Origin of the sequence: Mariniphaga sediminis, from assembly GCF_003573545.1 — a bacterium.
GTDB lineage: Bacteria > Bacteroidota > Bacteroidia > Bacteroidales > Prolixibacteraceae > Mariniphaga > Mariniphaga sediminis.
The window spans coordinates 279,234-295,342 of record NZ_QWET01000004.1 but is presented as its reverse complement, the minus strand read 5'-3'; the positions used below and the strand labels follow the sequence as shown (position 1 = coordinate 295,342).

Annotated in this window: 12 protein-coding genes; 1 reads left to right on the top strand and 11 read right to left on the bottom strand. The window is 42.9% G+C overall.

The window, feature by feature from the left end; translation table 11 throughout:
• Window positions 1–28: 28 nt before the first annotated feature.
• The 11 genes from D1164_RS07285 to D1164_RS07235 form a co-directional block, all read right to left on the bottom strand.
• Window positions 29–1,636 (bottom strand): TonB-dependent receptor, encoded by a 1,608-nt coding sequence (locus D1164_RS07285; protein WP_119349292.1) that lies wholly within the window; start codon window positions 1,634–1,636, stop codon window positions 29–31.
• Window positions 1,629–3,356 (bottom strand): hypothetical protein, encoded by a 1,728-nt coding sequence (locus tag D1164_RS07280; protein ID WP_147372083.1) that lies wholly within the window; start codon window positions 3,354–3,356, stop codon window positions 1,629–1,631. Before D1164_RS07280 ends, D1164_RS07285 begins: the two co-directional genes overlap by 8 nt.
• Entirely contained in the window at window positions 3,338–4,927 is a 1,590-nt protein-coding gene (locus D1164_RS07275; RefSeq protein WP_119349290.1) for a cytochrome C, read from the bottom strand. Before D1164_RS07275 ends, D1164_RS07280 begins: the two co-directional genes overlap by 19 nt.
• A gap of 28 nt (window positions 4,928–4,955) precedes the next feature.
• Window positions 4,956–6,287 carry an NAD(P)-binding domain-containing protein gene (locus tag D1164_RS07270; RefSeq protein ID WP_119349289.1) on the bottom strand — a complete coding sequence of 444 codons (1,332 nt, stop codon included), beginning with the start codon at window positions 6,285–6,287 and terminating at the stop codon, window positions 4,956–4,958.
• Window positions 6,287–7,156: a hypothetical protein gene (locus D1164_RS07265; protein WP_119349288.1), complete on the bottom strand. Its 870-nt coding sequence runs from the start codon at window positions 7,154–7,156 to the stop codon at window positions 6,287–6,289. Before D1164_RS07265 ends, D1164_RS07270 begins: the two co-directional genes overlap by 1 nt.
• Window positions 7,157–7,355: 199 nt before the next feature.
• Window positions 7,356–8,663 carry a M23 family metallopeptidase gene (locus D1164_RS07260; RefSeq protein WP_119349287.1) on the bottom strand — a complete coding sequence of 436 codons (1,308 nt, stop codon included), beginning with the start codon at window positions 8,661–8,663 and terminating at the stop codon, window positions 7,356–7,358.
• A gap of 12 nt (window positions 8,664–8,675) precedes the next feature.
• Entirely contained in the window at window positions 8,676–9,533 is an 858-nt protein-coding gene (locus tag D1164_RS07255) for a YitT family protein (protein WP_119349286.1), read from the bottom strand.
• A gap of 249 nt (window positions 9,534–9,782) precedes the next feature.
• Window positions 9,783–10,565: an inositol monophosphatase family protein gene (locus D1164_RS07250; RefSeq protein WP_119349285.1), complete on the bottom strand. Its 783-nt coding sequence runs from the start codon at window positions 10,563–10,565 to the stop codon at window positions 9,783–9,785.
• 317 nt (window positions 10,566–10,882) lie between these two features.
• On the bottom strand, window positions 10,883–12,157 hold the full coding sequence (locus tag D1164_RS07245; protein WP_119349284.1) for a zinc-binding dehydrogenase: 1,275 nt from the start codon (window positions 12,155–12,157) through the stop codon (window positions 10,883–10,885).
• Between the two features lie 101 nt (window positions 12,158–12,258).
• Window positions 12,259–14,235 (bottom strand): SDR family NAD(P)-dependent oxidoreductase, encoded by a 1,977-nt coding sequence (locus D1164_RS07240; RefSeq protein WP_119349283.1) that lies wholly within the window; start codon window positions 14,233–14,235, stop codon window positions 12,259–12,261.
• A gap of 51 nt (window positions 14,236–14,286) precedes the next feature.
• Complete coding sequence (locus D1164_RS07235) at window positions 14,287–15,525, bottom strand: hypothetical protein (RefSeq protein WP_119349282.1); 1,239 nt, start codon at window positions 15,523–15,525, stop codon at window positions 14,287–14,289.
• A 189-nt stretch (window positions 15,526–15,714) separates the two neighbouring features.
• Here D1164_RS07235 and D1164_RS07230 point away from each other — a divergent pair, with 189 nt between their 5' ends.
• The gene (locus D1164_RS07230) at window positions 15,715–16,086 is read left to right on the top strand and encodes a DUF423 domain-containing protein (protein ID WP_119349281.1); all 372 of its coding nucleotides are present in this window, start codon (window positions 15,715–15,717) and stop codon (window positions 16,084–16,086) included.
• Window positions 16,087–16,109 lie beyond the last annotated feature (23 nt).

The window sequence follows — 16,109 nt, the reverse complement described above, 5'->3', positions numbered from 1 at the left end:
TCTTTTGCCCAACCTGGCTTCTTTTTTATCAGAAATTGTATTTTGTACTAAAATACAATCGATTATAAAAATCATTTTTTGATTCAGTAATTTCAAAGTTAACAGACCAATACCACTTTTTGTTGAGACGGTAAGAAAAGTCTATTTCCGCAATGTTTTGTTTCAGGCTTGATTTTGAATATTTAAATTCGGCGTGCCGGTAGTGCAACATGGAAAATATTTTTCCCGGGATAATGTCCTTCGTGAAGCGCACCCCGTAAATATGGCCATCGAGGTAACCGGTTTGCATGAGTGAGCCAGATATGCTAACCGAGGTATTTATGCCTGGAATCCGGGTACAGGAACCGTACCCATTTAATGTTTTTGTCGGCCGTGGATCTTCTTTTTTGAAGCGTGTTCCTGCATTTATACCAAATGTGAGGTAATTCACCGGGCGGTAATTTACTCGAAAACGGATTCCCTGCCGGCTGGCTTGTTGCAATACTTCGTCAGCGTAGTTTCGGAATGTTTCGTAGTAAATGACGTTTTTGCGGTTGTCATATAAACCAGATAGCGATATCCGTCTGGAAATCCGGTAGCTTACAGAAAAATATAAACTGATAAGGTTCAGTGTGTTTTTGGGTTGGTTGTTTTCCAGTTTATATAAGTCCAATTCAATGGAAGAAAAAAGATGTAAGTTTTTGACAGCTGAATTTGTATGCTGAAAATAAGCAAATCGCCGATCGACCTGAGCGTTGTTTCTTTGTTCGAATACAGCCAGCGATGTTTGTACAAAACCATTTTTTACTTTCAGTTTCTGTCCGAAATAGCCACCGTATTCGAACAAGTTGAAATTATACCCGTAATCTTCGAAATCGGGTCGCGAACCTGCCACAATACCTGTAAATATTTTACCGAAATTATATTCGAACTGTAATCCGTCGATTGCGCCTACGTTGGCAATGACAGGGTTGATTTTCCGCCCGGCCCAAAGTGTGGCCGATTTGTTCCATTCGTATTTTAGAGCCAGGTTATATATTTTCAGGGCATTGTTGAGATTTTCCCTTACCAAATTCCACTGGCCCTGCTTATGTGTGAAAGAAATGTAAGTTTCAGCGGAAAGGTTCGAATTTGAGATATTATCGGCTTTTGAGGAGAAAGTATAACGGAACCGGTGCGCGTCAGCAGAAGATGTATTTGCAAAATTGGAATAAGATGAGAAGGAAAGCCTTCCGCTGAAGTTCTCCTCCCTCTCTTTTTCCTGCGAAGTCAGGACGTGTTCGCTTATGTCTTTTTCAGGAACACTTTCCGGGGGCGTTTCCTGCAAACTATTTTTTTTTGTTCTTTTCTTTTTAACGAAAATTATATCAGCAATTTGAAATGTATGGTTTTCGAGGGGCATACAGAGGCAAGAGATGGAAGAATGGTGCTGGACCACAAGGGCAGGAACCAAAACCTCATTTTGTAAAATAAAAAGTGTGTCCCCATTTTCAATCGCTTCAGTAGATTCAAATTTCACATAAATATTCTGGCTGGTGATGTATGAGATGTTTCCTTGAGACGTGCCTGGAAGATTTTGTGCGGAAATCTGCAACGCAGCACTCAAAATAGAAGTGAAAAAAAGAGCCGGGATCCTGTATGTTTTTTTTCTAATCATCCTCTGCAATTCCGGTTGGGTGACATGTGTAGCAACTGGTGTTTGAATAAACATATCCGGATACATCTGTATGCCTGCTATCTGTTTCCGGTTGGTTGTGTTCGTGACAAATAATACAGGAGAATACGGAATAATTGGTAGGTTCGGTGTGGCAGTCGACACATGTATTCCATTCGCCCTGATGCCTTCCACTGTAGATAGGGAAGAACTGCCCGTCGTGGTTAAAGGTTGACGGAGACCAGGCAGCTTCATTATGACAAGATATGCAGTCTGTAGGAAACTGTGCAGGTGCATGTGCCGGGTTTGTGGTATTGTTGTAATCTGTTGAATGACACCCGTAGCAACTGTTTGGCGTATTGGCGTAATTTCCTTCATGACACAGGAAACAATTGTTTGCAACGGATGCATGCGCGTCATTTAATGCATAAAAATCTCCATGAATGGGAAACAAAGCCGGTTCCCATCCGGGATTGGTGGTGTGACAATCTTCGCAGTTTGTAGGAATTGCCAGCGATTGATGATTCGGATTTGTACTTTCATTGAAATTGTTTGTATGACATGAACCACACAACATGGAAGTGCCTGCGTAACCAGTGGTATGGCAGTCGGCACATTCAGTAGTCAGGTGGGCGCCGGTTAGCGGAAATTCTGTAGCACCATGGTTGAAAGCGCCTTCTTTGTTGCCAGTGGGATGACAGGCAAAGCAGGATAAACTATTGTAGGAATATCCGCTGATTCCCTGATGTTCATTATCCATTTCATTTTGATTGTGTGCGTGGCAATTAATACAACTAAAAACTAAATAATTTTCTGGCTGGGTGTGGCAATCGGTGCAGCTTTCCCATTCACCTCGGTGTTCGCCTGAGTAGATTGGGAAGTAAAAGGCATCGTGAGTTTCGAATTTTGCAGGCTGCCAGCCCGGGTCAGTAGTATGACAATCGATGCAGTTTGTGGTAAATCCCTCCTGCTGGTGAGACGGATTAATGGCTGTAGCAAAGTTTTGTTGATGACAACTGTAGCAATCTGTGGATAAAGGCTCTTGTAACCCTGAGGTGTGACAGGCTGCACAGTTGCTTGTTTCATGCCCTTTGGTTAAAGGGAAAAAGTCGTGGTTTAATCCCTCTGTTGTCCATGTAAAAGCATCTATTTTGTGACATTCTATACAATCGGTGGAAAATTCGGACTGAATATGATTCGGAGTGGTGGTTGCCAGGTATTCCTTTCGGTGGCAGTCAATACATTCAACTCCCAAAGGTTGAAATTCAAGAAAGGAAACAGATGTGTGGCACGATGCACAATCCGCAGTATTATGGGCTCCCAGTAACGGGAAACGGCTCATTTGGTGAATTTCAGATATGTTTTGTACCAACCATGATTTGGAGTCGTGGCACCGGGCGCAATCAAAACCAACCGTATTGTTATGCATATCGGTGTGGCAATCCACGCAGTTGGTTGTGGTTTTGGAAAAAACCAGTGAGGTGTGGCATGCCTTACAATCGGTATAAGCATGCTGACCTTCCAGTTTGAACCGGGTGGAATCGTGACTGAAAACTGCCGCTGATGCAGAAAAAGTCCATCCTTCAGTAGAGTGGCATTTGGCACAGTCGATTTTCAGAGCATCGCCGTGTGGGTTTTGCTGAAATAATCCTGCGTTAATAGTTTGGAACAGCCCTGCTCCAACAAGCATTAAGAATCCGGTAGCTAGTGGCAACTTGCGCATGATATATCTTCAAATTTGTAAACGATGAAATTCCGGGGTAAATCGCCTGTTGTTTTGTGGCATTGTTTGCATGCCAGTCCTGCATGTTTCCCGTCAAGTTTAAATTGAGTATCGTCATGATTAAATTTTTCCGGTAGCCAGTCATTAAATGCATGGCACCGTTGGCATTCATTCTTTTTCTGCACTTCAAATTGATTGAAATGTACATCTTCATGACAATTTTCGCAGCTTTCAGCAAGGTGTGCAAACTTTTGGTTTATCATTCCGCTGGTTTCCCTGAAATGACAGTCACGGCAGGTAACCTGAGCATGTTTACCCAAAAGCTGAAAATTAGTTACACTATGGTCAAATGAAATTTTATCCCAGGAGAAAGTCGAATGGCAATTTTTGCAATTGTTATTTGGAATATATTTTTCATTTAATACATTCTTATGAATGTTTTCATGGCAATCAATACAGTCAGTTGCCGGATTGGCAAAATTCCATTTTTCTTCTTGAAAATGACAGGCAAAACAAGGAGTTGCCAGATGCGCGCCTTCCAGTGCAAATTCCGATTGGTTGTGTCTTTCAATCCCGAAGGAAGAAGGGGAGAAACCATTTACCGAGTGGCACACGGCACAGTCGGGTGAAGCACCGTTTTTTTGGAATTGGTTCTCATGGTAATCGCTGTGGCAGTCTGAACAGTGGTTGTGTGCTACCGGCTGTGTGTAGCTTCCCGAGTGGCATGATTTACAATTGACGGCCTGGTGCATCCCGCGTAGCGGAAAATCTGTCCGGTTGTGGTTGAAGGCGCTCAGGCTTTTTATCTCATGAAATGAAAATTCGTTGTGGCATTTCCGGCAATCGTTCCCGAATTTGTTCCGGTGCACGTCCTGGTGACAACTGGTACAATTGGAAAAATCCACACCTGCAAACCGCTGGAATTCCTTCCCGTTTACTTGTTCAACAGCGTGGCATTTTGCGCAATCCACCAATTTATGTTTGCCAATTAATGGGAATCCGGTTTTCTGATGATCGAATCCGGTTGCCGGAAGAAAGGTATCCTGGTTGTGGCACGAAAGGCAATTGGCAGAAAGGGTGTTCTGGTGATAGTCATCGTGACAACTCAGGCATTCGGTTCCCAGTCCCAGGAAGGTATTGTCTTTTTTCTGCGAAATGCTTTTTTGGATAAGTTCGCCGTTATGGCAGTCGGCACATTCTATTTTGCTGTGTCTGCCTTCTAATTTGTATCCGGTAAGATTATGATCGAACGAATTTTCATCGAACCGAATCACCTTAAACTTTCGGCCGAAATGTTCCCCGTGACACTGTGCGCATTCCTTCCCTTTTACTTCGGCAGATGCATGATACCCTTTATTTTGAAGTACTAAAGACTGTATTTCTTTGTGGCATGCCAGGCATTTTGATGTTGTTTCCTTTTCACCCAGAATGTGGCATTGGGTACAATTGGCCAGTCCCTCCAGATGGGCGTGGGCATGAGACAACTCTCCCGGAGAAAGCTGTGCAAGAGCCCGGTTTCCCAAAAACAATAAGGTAAAAACCCAAAATCCGGTTTTAAGTTTTATATGCATCCGGATAAATTAGTTTGTATTGATATTTTTAGTGTTTTAAAATTGCTTCTCCAAATTTACGGGTAATTTCAATCCCTGCGTTTTTCAGAAATTCCGTAGGTAATTCCCCTCCGGCAAAGATGTAAACCAGGTCATTTACCAACTGAATGGGTTGTTCTTCCCCGTCTGTTTTTATGGTCACCCTGTTTTCTTCAATGGCCATCAAATTTGAGTTGAACAGAACTTCCAGTTTGCCGGAAGCCATGGCTTCTTTTATTTTCTGGTTGTTTTTAAGTTTTAATCTCGAAAAGGTATCTTTCCGGTAGGATAAAGTTACCTCATTTTGTTCCGCTAAAAGCAAAGCAGATTCGACTGCCGAATCTCCGCCACCAATCACTACAATTTTTTTATGGTGGATGAACTCAGGTTCCAACAACCGATAAAAAACTTTTGGAAGCTCTTCTCCCGGAATATTCAGTTTTCGAGGAGAGCCCCTTCTTCCAATAGTCAGCAAAACACGTTGCGTAGTATACTGGCTCCCATCAGCCGTATTGACAATAAACCCTCCGTTTTGACGAATAATTTTTTCTGCTTTTTTATATTCCAGAATTTCAATCTCATTCTTGCTGAGTACCGAAGTCCAGAGTTTCAGCAAGGTGGTTTTATTGGTTTCAAATAATTTTACCTTCCCGTGAAGCGGTAAATCCATGGGGGAGGTCATTACAATTTTGGTACGGGGAAAAGAAAAGACGGTTCCTCCGAGCGAATCTTGTTCAAGTGTTATGGTGTTTAGTTTATGCTTTTTTGCTTCGAGGGTAGCTGATATCCCTGCCGGACCGGCTCCAATAATAATCAGATCATAGACATTCCTTTCTCTGATTTTCAGGGAACGAATAATATTGTCCACAGCCTGACGACCCTGTTCAACAGCATTTTTGATTAGGCCCATTCCTCCCATTTCTCCCGCAATAAAAATTCCTTTCACATTCGATTCAAAATACGGGTTGACATGTGGAAGATCAACGCCGCGTTTTTCAGTGCCTATGCACAGGGTAATTGCCTGGGTAGGGCAGGCATGAAAACAAGCCCCGTGTCCAACACAGCGGCTGGCATTAATAACCATCGCCCTTCCGTTTTTAATGCCAATTATATCCTCTTCGGGACAAGCTTTTATGCAAGCTCCGCTTTGAATACAGGAATTGGGATTGATAACCGGGTGAAGGGAAACCGGTTCGTACAATCCTTCCTCTTTTGCCAGCCTTATTTTATCGTCTACAATTTTAGATTCTCTACGTAGCTTCCTTATGTAAAGATAGATGACAGCGATCAGGAGAATTCCTGCCGCTCCGTATATGATTATTTTTTCTGTTAGGACTGTCATCAGAATATCCAGTTATACCCAAAAAGTATGGCTACAATGATATGAACAACCATTATGGCCAGCATAACGAATGCGAATGGTAAATGTGCCACATGCCAGTAACGGAATATGCGTTGCATAAACCACAACCAATCGATTTTTCGGGTCAGAACAATTTCCCGTTTTATGGTTTTGTTGACCCCTTTAAAATCCGATGATGGGATCTTATGTGCTTTTAGCTTCACTTTCATCTCTTTTAGCAATCGTTTTTCTGACCTCAAGCGTTGGTAGAGCCTAATGATTGGATTCCTTTCCGGGTAAATGGTTTTTTGCGTCAGTGCATCGCTTAAAAAAGCTACCATTTCCACATCCAGGTTATATTTGTTTGTCAGGTCAGCCAATAAACCCGTTTTTAATGTGTTTAATTCTTCCCGGCTTAATTCGCGCCCTCCAATGGAACGGGGTATTTGCAAATAGATAAAACGCCCAATGACGCCGCTGGCCACTACGGCGGCCATGCTCCAGAAACTGGCAGCAACCAACCCGCCAAATTTAAAGGAGGTGTGAAATAAAATCAGTACCGGTCCTAATGTGCAAAGGAAAATATGAAATTCGAGCCAGTATTTTAGTAATCCTACTTTTGAAAAACGGCGAATTCTTTTCCTGACCATATAACTGAAAACCCCAAATAGTATAAAAAAGGAACCGAGAATCCCAAGCCCATGCCCGATTAACCCTGTCGGTTTTAGTAGTTCGTGTTGTTCATGAAAGTACCTTTCATCAATTTGTGTAGAGTAATAGTTCGCGCCATAAAGTATCAATCCCCCCAAAGTACCGAGTATAATTAGAACATAAAAGGAGATGTATATTCTGTGGATTGACTGACGCATAAAAAATATCTGTATTAAAGGAAATTTGTGAATAAAGATACTGATTTCCTGTTAATCGTATTATTTTTACTATACAGATAAATAACAGAGTAAACTGGATTGTATTGTGCCAGCCCTCATATTAAAATGAGTCAAATAAAGTGTAGCGGTTTTTAAGGGCGAAGTGAATAAATTGAATGTTTGTTCACAAAGTATGGGGTTACTGTATTGATGATGCACTGCCCCCGGTCTGATTGGTTCCGGCCAACACACCGGGTTCCCAGTCAATTTTTTGCAATTCGGTCATCAGCGAATCTTTCAATGCAATGTATTCCGGCATTTTTTCTTTGTCTACCGGCTCAACGGGTGGTGCTTCCACTCTAAGCGGATCGACTGGCGACCCATTTTTATATACGCGAAAATCGAGGTGAGGGCCGGTAGATAAGCCGGTTGACCCGACAAAACCAATCACCTGTCCCTGTTTTACCCGGGCCCCCTGAACGACTCCTTTTGCAAATCCTGAAAGGTGCATGTAAACGGTGGTGTAAACCGAGTTATGCTTTATTTTGAGGTAGTTCCCGCCACCACCTCTTTGATAGGCACGGGTAATAACGGTTCCGTCGCCAATACTTTTAACCGGGGTACCTTTGGGGGCAGCATAATCTACCCCATGGTGCGGACGGCGGATACGTAACACCGGGTGCATCCGGCTGTGGGAGAACCGGGAACTGATCCGAAAAAAATCAAGCGGCGCTTTCAGGAATGCTTTCCGAAGACTTTGACCTTCATCGTCGAAATAATCATACCGTTCGTCCTGGTAGAAACGAAACGCATAATTTTCATCGCCATAATGATCAAACTGTGCCGCATAAATTTCACCAATACCAATAGATACGGAGTCCACAAATAATTCATCATAGATTACCCGGAAACGATCGCCTTTTTGGATGGCAAAAAAATCAATACTCCAGGCATAAATATCATTCAATCGTAGCGCCATCATAGGGTCTATCCCGTTGTCAGCCATGGCGTTCCAAAGGGAAGATTCAATTTCTCCGTGGGCAGTACGAAGCCGGGTTTCGATTTCCTTCTCTCCCCGGTAAACACGTAGTGAATCGAATAACTCGAAGACGTAGTAATCTGTAGCTGAGTTTTCATATACAAAATAACGGGCCTCAGCCAGTGAGTCGGATGTTTGAAAAATAGTGTAGCTGTTTCCGCCCTTTATTTTCCGTACGTCGAAAACATTTTTTGATTGCTTTGCAATGCGGTCGATCGTTCCCATATTCACCCCATAACTTCCAAGGATATGGCTCAGGTGCTGGTTGGGGCGTATTGTGCCGTCTTCCAAAATAAACGAATCTACCGGGAGGCCATATTTTAATACAGGTGGCGGTAACGGCGTAATTGTATCCAATTCAATTTGTGTCGTTTTTTTATTTTTTTTCGTTTGCCGGCACGAAAAAGACCATCCTGCAAAAGTTAGTAACACAATAACTGATAATATTAGGCGAATATTTCTACCCATCAAGATTTCTGTTTATAGTTTTATTTTATCAAATCCTTTCCCGTAAACGCCCATCACACTTGCCATAGTTATAAACGCTTCCGGGTCTATCTCTTTTATTTTTCTGAATATCAGACTGGTTTCTTTTTTGCGCACAACCGACATAATTATTTTGGAATTTTCGCGGGTGTACCAGCCTGTTCCGTCCAATATAGTAACGCCTCTTATGGCCTCATTATTGATAAAATCTGCAATTTTTTCGTATTTTTTTGACACAATAAACATTTGTGCGGAACGGTTCGCGCCGCTCAAGAACGAATCAAGTGAATAGGATACCACCCACATGGAAACATATCCGTAAACCAGTTTTTCCGGAGACTGAAATACAAAATACGACGAAGCTATAATAATGGCATCACAATAAAGAATAATCCGTCCCGGGCTAATGTTGCGGTATTTATTTACAATCATGGCAAAAATGTCGGTCCCACCCGTGCTGCCGCCCTGCGAAAAAACCACTCCAAGCCCGATTCCGCAGGCCATGCCACCCAATACCGCCGAAAGAAACATGTCGTCAACAATGGGCTCTTTAACAAGTCCCTGGAACAGTGCAAAAAACAGAGACAGTGTCAGGATACTGTAAATGGTTTTTACACCGAAGTTGGCGCCCAGAATTTTAATTGCAATCAGTACCAAAATCACGTTGATGGAAAGGTAAGTTGCACTGACCGGAATTTTGGCCGCAAAATAAAGGACGGCGCCCACACCGCTAATCCCTCCACCCGTAATTTCGGAAGGAATGAGAAATACTAACCACCCTAATGCAAACAGTAACAGCCCAAAGGTGATAAAGATGTAATCCTTTAAAGCACTTGCCTGTTTCTTGTTCATATTCTGTTTTTCCGATAAGTTCTGCAAAATAAATGATTTTCAGTTAAAACGGGGACAAAAAAACAAATCGAAAGCAGAATAAATGATGAGGTTTATCAGATAAAAAGGAGTTTGACAGAGATTCAAAACAGGATAATTTGTTCCAATCTCTGTTTCAGGAGGGAGCGAAATTTGGTTTCTTACGAAACCCCGGAAAGGCCGTTATCTTTTAGTTAAAATTTCGAATGGTAGTAAGAATTTTATTCCCATTTAATATTGTAAATCCCGGATTCTTTCTACTAATGTGTCGTGTATTTCAGGCCGGGCAACAATCAGGAAACTATTATCACCGTTCCACGGGTTCCCCTGCCAGTCGGTGAATTTGCAACCTGATTCTGTTGCAATCACAACGCCTGCTGCAAAATCCCAAAGGGAATCTCCCGAACAAATAAAACCATCGGATGAGCCGGATGCCACATAACACAACTCAAGGGCAGTAGTGCCAAGTTTCAATATGTCGTGAGAGATGGCAAGCCGGTTAACTAACTCTCTGAACTTGGTTCTGTCGGGTTCTCCATATCCATGATTAAGAAAAATACCCGGTTTAAAATCAGCGGGTAAAACAGGCAGCGATATTTTTTGACCATTACAAAAAGCCCCACCTCCTTTGGTGGCATAGTACTCGTTTTGTGAAATGGGATCGACAATAACCCCCGCAAGAAAATCATTGTTTTCCATTAAGCCGATAGATACGGCAAAAAGCGAAATATTTCGGGCAAAGTTGGTGGTTCCGTCCAGCGGGTCGACTACCCATTTTCTTCCGGGTTCTTTTCTAAGCCAACCACTCTCCTCACTTAGGATATTGTAAGATGAATTTCTTTTTAATACCTCAAAAATAGCCCTTTCGGCAGCCAAATCAGTATCGGTCACCAAACCCTGGGCTTCCCCCTTTATTCGGGCATTTGACGAATCGCCAAATTTTTGGCGGATAACTTCAGCGCCCGCGCGGGCCGCTTCAAGTGCAATGGTTAATTCCGGAGTGAGGTTGTTCATAATTCGTTTTTTTTGGATAAACGATAATAAGAAAAATTCCCTGGTTCATTCCCTTATTATTCGTTTAATTTTTTTGTCAGAGTCTGATTCATGGTTCCATACTGTGTTGCCCTGAATCTTTTTCCCATTCTTTACTTTGGGAAATTTTTTTCAGACTAATATTGAATGATGCTTGTTCTTACTCAAACAATTTTCCCCATCGTTTTATAAACTGCTACAAACCAGAGCATACTATTATAAAGAGCCTTTGACCGTTTGATATTCCTGTCTCACTACGAAATAAAAATCCTGCAGTGAGACGGGAATATTATCCGTATTTAAATTTCAGGAGCGTTCTCCAGTAAATATTTTTCTGCTTCCAGGTTCCACAGTCCTTTGGTTTTGCTTACCAAATTTGCCAGGTCAGCATAAAACGGGTCGTTTTTCCCTTTTTCCGCAAAATCATCAATCGCCGTGAGAGGCAGTTTTTTATGCGTGTAAATCAGTTTTTTTCCACCAGGAATGTTGGGCAGGTTAAGGGTCGTTTCGGCTACAGCATTCAGTCCGCCGATATGGGTGATCAGTCCGGCTGGATCAAGGCCTTTGCTCAGGCAATCCAAGGCTTCTGCCATATCATCTTTGTTCCCACCCGAGGTACCGGTTATGTGAGTTGCCGCATAATGGACATTGTAAAAGTTCAGTTTGGCTGAAAAATCAGGGTTGGTAGGGCCGGCAAAAAAGTTGAGACAACCGTCGAATGCCAGAATGGCGTCAGCCTGTTCAATAACCGGAGCTACCGGTGCAAATGCAAACACATCGTTATATCCTGTTCCTCCTGATATTTCTTTCAGTTTCTCTACCGGATTTTCAACCCCGGCAGTATTGAGGTAAACCAGTTCAATGCCATTCTCTTTAGCCCACTCTACTGTAAAGATATCGGCTGCACGTTGCAGGCGGACATCGTCAATATCCGTTACCACTAATAACGAAGGCTTCCGGTCTTTACGGTTTACTACATAGTTGATAGCTGCCAATCCCATGGGACCTACCCCGGCGAGGATTGCCATTTTGCCGCCATCTACAATCTCCATCTGGTGCATGTATGAGCCGGGCTTGGTGTGGTAGTTGGCATGCATGGCACCAATTACACAACTTAGCGGTTCAGCCATTGATGCCGGATAAAAACCGGGGCCGTCGTAAGTCAGCAGGCAATCTTGTACCAATACATCCCTGGGAATGACAACATAAGTTGCATCACCACCAATATTCGGATAAGTATAACCTGGTGCGCTCAATACTCCAAGTGGCCCATCTTCGTAATAAAGGGCTGTTTGGATAGAATATTTTTGCCCTGGTTTGAATTTGTGTTGCCATTTGGCGCCTACTTCCAGAATCTCGCCAGCCATTTCATGGCCAATAATAACCGGATTTTCATTCACATTATCCGGAATCCGTTTGTGTTTTGGGCCTTGTTTGGCTGCTTTGTATGAAGACATACAAATACTGTCGGATACTACTTTGGCTAAAATTTCATCTTCTTTTATCTGCGGAAGTTCAAATTCCTCGAGCCTCAAATCTTCCTTGCCATATAGACGAACTGCTTTTGTTTTCATATTTTTTTAGATTTGAGTAGTGAGGTCTGAGTGTTGTGACAGATAACCCATCCATATTTCAGACTTAATTTTTCCTCACCACTTATTACTCCTTTTTACTGCTATTTCAACATATTTTGTCCCCCGGTTACAGGCACTGCCTGTCCGGTTTCGTATTGCTGGTCGATGACATAAAAAATGGCTTTTGCCACATCTTCGGGTGTACAGCCGCGCCCTGCCGGAACCTGTGCTTCATAAAACAGTTTTACGTCGGCAATAGTTTTGGCGCCCGGCACTTTTCCTGCATTCAGATACTGAACGAAGAGTCCCTTTTCGGGATCACTCCACAGCGGGCCATCGAAATAATTGCCCGGGCATATGGAATTTACCTTGATGTTGAATGGCATCAGTTCCAGCGCAAAGGACTGTGTTAGACCAATGCCGCCAAACTTTCCTCCCGCGTAAGCAAAATTTCTGTTGCTTCCTTTTAAACCCGATTTGGAATTAACCTGAATGATATCCATATAGAAATCCTGTTTGTACCGGTGCTGGATTTTCATCACCCTTTGTGCATATTTGGCGCACAGGAAATAACCGGTATAGTTCACTTTTGTCATCAGCTCAAAAGTGGAAGGCTCCATTTCGTCGAGGCCGCCGGCACGTAAAATTCCGGCGTTGGAAATCAGTACATCCAGCCCACCAAACCGGAGTACTGCCTTACGTACCATTTCATCCACTGATGCAGCTTCAGAAACGTTCACTGAAACAAATTCAGCGCTGTTTTTTGTTCCTTTGGAATTGAGTTGCCGGGCAAATTCTTTTCCCTTTTCTTCATTGAGGTCGGCAACCACTATGTTAGCTCCCTGGTTAAAAAGTATTTCAGCTATACCTGCACCAAAACCCTGTGCAGCGCCGGTAACCACTACCGTTTTATTTTCCAGTCGACCCTGCGCTTTTCCGCCCAGCGAAACCTTTTTGCGGTAATTTTCGACCTCCCAGTTTTCGATAAATGCAACCTGGGCTGGTGTGAGCGGATGCTGGCCGCCAAAATTCTCAGAAAGGATACTTATCTGGCAGAAGTCGTTTACCATATCTTTTAAATAACCTACAGAAACGGCCGATTCTTCAGCAGCAATAACCCCTTCGTTCTGAATGAATATAATTTTGGGCATCATGCCCCGCCGGTTCCGGAATTCTTCTATTTTGGTTTGAGCCTCCAGAATTATTTTTTCGGCGGTATCGGAGTGCTCAACAAAAAGGTATTCTGAAAGACAGTACACCATCTGGTCGGGATTAAACGGCCGGGCAAGTCCTTTTTCGAATGTGTCTTTTTGGGTAATAAAGTTGGCAACCCAGGAACTGTTGAATGCCGTGGCAACTTTCAGCTTTTCTTCGGAAAGTAACATGCGCACAGCGGGCAATATTTCTGCCATTTTTTCGGAAACAGGTATTTCCACTGATTCAGGAAAAACAGCAAATGTGCTTTTCAGTTTTGTTTCAATACCGGCATAAATGCCTTTTATTTCGTCGACAGTATTGGCAGCTACAAAAATACCGTGATTCTGAATCAGCACAATTTGCGGATCCCGGTGGAATTTTTGGTTGTATTCATCTATTTTATCTGCAATAATTTTAAAAAGAATATATCCGGGATCAGAGTAAGGTACATAAAGAACTTCCTCTCCGAAGATTTCCAGGGTTTTTTGTTCGGCCTGGTTGCTGCACATTAGTCCGTTTACCAGTGTGGAGTGTGTATGCACCACAAATTTGTAGCTGAACAGGTTATGTAGCGATGTTTCTACCGAAGGGCGCAGTCCGGAACCGGGATCCACCCGGCTGTTGAGCAGGGCGTTTTTTACCTCCTCTTCCCGTTGTACCGTGTCGGTCGAAAACTGCTGGTTGGGAATCGCATTCAGTTTGGCACGGTCGAGTACGCAAAATCCGCTCTCACTGATATTCCCTAAATTGATTCCGCTGGCTTTTATCCAAAGATGCTGATCATTTTTAAAAGAAGTATTTCCGCCACCGGCAATCACGTAAGACTTGTTCTGCCCGTAGTATCTCGAAACTTCAATGAGATCTTGTATTTCCTGGTTCATGATTTTTTTGATTTTTATAAGTGGTTTAAACCTTAAAAGTTTTTAAAACCTTCAAGGTTTCTGGAAATATGCAATCACTGCTTTTCCTAACTCAATAAAACTTTCTTTTTCAGCAATTTTGGCTTTTCTTCCATCCAGATACCCCTCCATACCTTTACTGAGGAAATATTGGTGAGCAGCAATAATGGCTGCGCCTTCGTAATTGATTTTTTTCAGTTCATCATCCAGCTCAACTCCTCCCCGGCAGCTGACCTTCAGCGGGTCCAGTTGGGGGGTGTTATGTTCGGTACCGAAAGTAATTACAAATCCGTTCTTGTGAAAGAAGGTGACAAAATCTTTGAGGATTTTGAAGTTGTTCCGGCCCGGAATCAGTTCGATGGAATACACGTCGTTCTCAACCAGCGCCTGGAGCAGTGCATTTTTATCCGCTTCGTAATCGGTGAAATTTCCCTTGGGGTCATCCAGTAAAACGGGGTAGCAGGGAATTCCGCCTGCGTCAGTAATAACGTCAATTACTTCTTCCAAAGAAAGGAAAGCTTTCGGATCTTCGGGAACAAATGCTGCACCCCCTGACTTCAGCAGGTTTCCCCTGATTTCGTTTTCTATCTTGGCAATATTTTTCAATGGCGATTGTAACTCCTTCCCAGAAAAGATTTTTTGAAAAAGTAACTTTCTTCCGTCATCTGTAGTTTCTTTCGCAAGAACGGCCTGGCGAATGGCCTGGGCAATGTGCCGTTCACGAAAGAGATTTTTAGCCAATTCCTTTTGTATGGTGGCGGCATCAAAATGAAGGTCAATGTTGTTTTCAACAAAAAAAGCATTCAGTTTTTCCACCATTTGATAAGTTTGGCGGTTGCTTTCCTGCTGTAATTCTTCCACTTTTTCCTGCGAGCCGGCACTCATTTTTACCGGGAAACGTAATCCTTTCCCACTGAAATATGTACGTCCCGGATTGTTGGGGTCGTTCACCCGAATTCCGGCGTCCTGCAAGTCGTGCTGCAGTGCCATAAATTCAATGTTGAATAATGGAAAAACGTTGAACTTTGTTGCCAGGCTGGCAAATTCTGTGTAACCCTCTGTGGTGTAAAAATCATTGATGCCCAACACGCTGATGCCTTCGGTTTGAGCCATCTGAAAAGCCTGTTCTATATTCGAAAAGGCACTGAACGAGTGAGGGGTATGAATATGCCCGTTGATCTCCGGAATTGGGTGTGTTTTTTGTTGTTTATACCATTCCAGTAAATCTGCTGTTTCAGGGAATGTGCTGAAAATACTATTCTTATTTTCCATTTTTTGCGATTTTTTATCCGTGCAAAATTAGGAAAGCGGGGAGAATTGGCTGTCCTTTGGTATCCTGTTTTTGAAATAAAAGGTTGAGGCTTTTATTTTTTTAACTGAATTTTATGCCCAAGCCCACTTCATAAGCCTATCAAACATCCGGTTTCCAATTTTGTTAATGTCATTACAAAATTCAAAGAAATGGCTAAAACAATTTTAATGACCGCTTCGGTACTTCTGGCACTGGCGGTTGCCTTGGGTGCGTTTGGAGCACATGGATTAAAATCGCAACTTTCAACCGACATGCTTCAAACGTATAAAACCGGTGTGGAATACCATTTTTATCACGCATTGGGATTGCTGCTCATTGGAATCCTGGCTGTGATGTACCCGTCAGGGCTCTTAAAATGGTCGGCCATTCTGTTGACGGCAGGAATTATTGTGTTTTCGGGAAGTTTGTATGTGCTGGCAGTGTCAGGCATAAAATGGCTGGGAGCGATAACTCCGTTGGGCGGGTTGAGTTTTATTGCCGGATGGGTCGTTTTGTTTCTGGCGGTTTGGAAGAAAATTTAAAAAGAAAGGCTCTCACCTTTTCG

Bases quoted from the DNA above. Each gene is read 5' to 3' on its own strand.
- D1164_RS07230 (WP_119349281.1), top strand. From the start codon at position 15,715: ATGGCTAAAACAATTTTAATGACCGCTTCGGTACTTCTGGCACTGGCG.
- D1164_RS07240 (WP_119349283.1), bottom strand. From the start codon at position 14,235: ATGAACCAGGAAATACAAGATCTCATTGAAGTTTCGAGATACTACGGG.
- D1164_RS07255 (WP_119349286.1), bottom strand. From the start codon at position 9,533: ATGAACAAGAAACAGGCAAGTGCTTTAAAGGATTACATCTTTATCACC.
- D1164_RS07235 (WP_119349282.1), bottom strand. From the start codon at position 15,525: ATGGAAAATAAGAATAGTATTTTCAGCACATTCCCTGAAACAGCAGAT.
- D1164_RS07280 (WP_147372083.1), bottom strand. From the start codon at position 3,356: ATGCGCAAGTTGCCACTAGCTACCGGATTCTTAATGCTTGTTGGAGCA.
- D1164_RS07265 (WP_119349288.1), bottom strand. From the start codon at position 7,156: ATGCGTCAGTCAATCCACAGAATATACATCTCCTTTTATGTTCTAATT.
- D1164_RS07275 (WP_119349290.1), bottom strand. From the start codon at position 4,927: ATGCATATAAAACTTAAAACCGGATTTTGGGTTTTTACCTTATTGTTT.
- D1164_RS07245 (WP_119349284.1), bottom strand. From the start codon at position 12,157: ATGAAAACAAAAGCAGTTCGTCTATATGGCAAGGAAGATTTGAGGCTC.
- D1164_RS07260 (WP_119349287.1), bottom strand. From the start codon at position 8,663: ATGGGTAGAAATATTCGCCTAATATTATCAGTTATTGTGTTACTAACT.
- D1164_RS07270 (WP_119349289.1), bottom strand. From the start codon at position 6,287: ATGACAGTCCTAACAGAAAAAATAATCATATACGGAGCGGCAGGAATT.
- D1164_RS07285 (WP_119349292.1), bottom strand. From the start codon at position 1,636: ATGATTAGAAAAAAAACATACAGGATCCCGGCTCTTTTTTTCACTTCT.
- D1164_RS07250 (WP_119349285.1), bottom strand. From the start codon at position 10,565: ATGAACAACCTCACTCCGGAATTAACCATTGCACTTGAAGCGGCCCGC.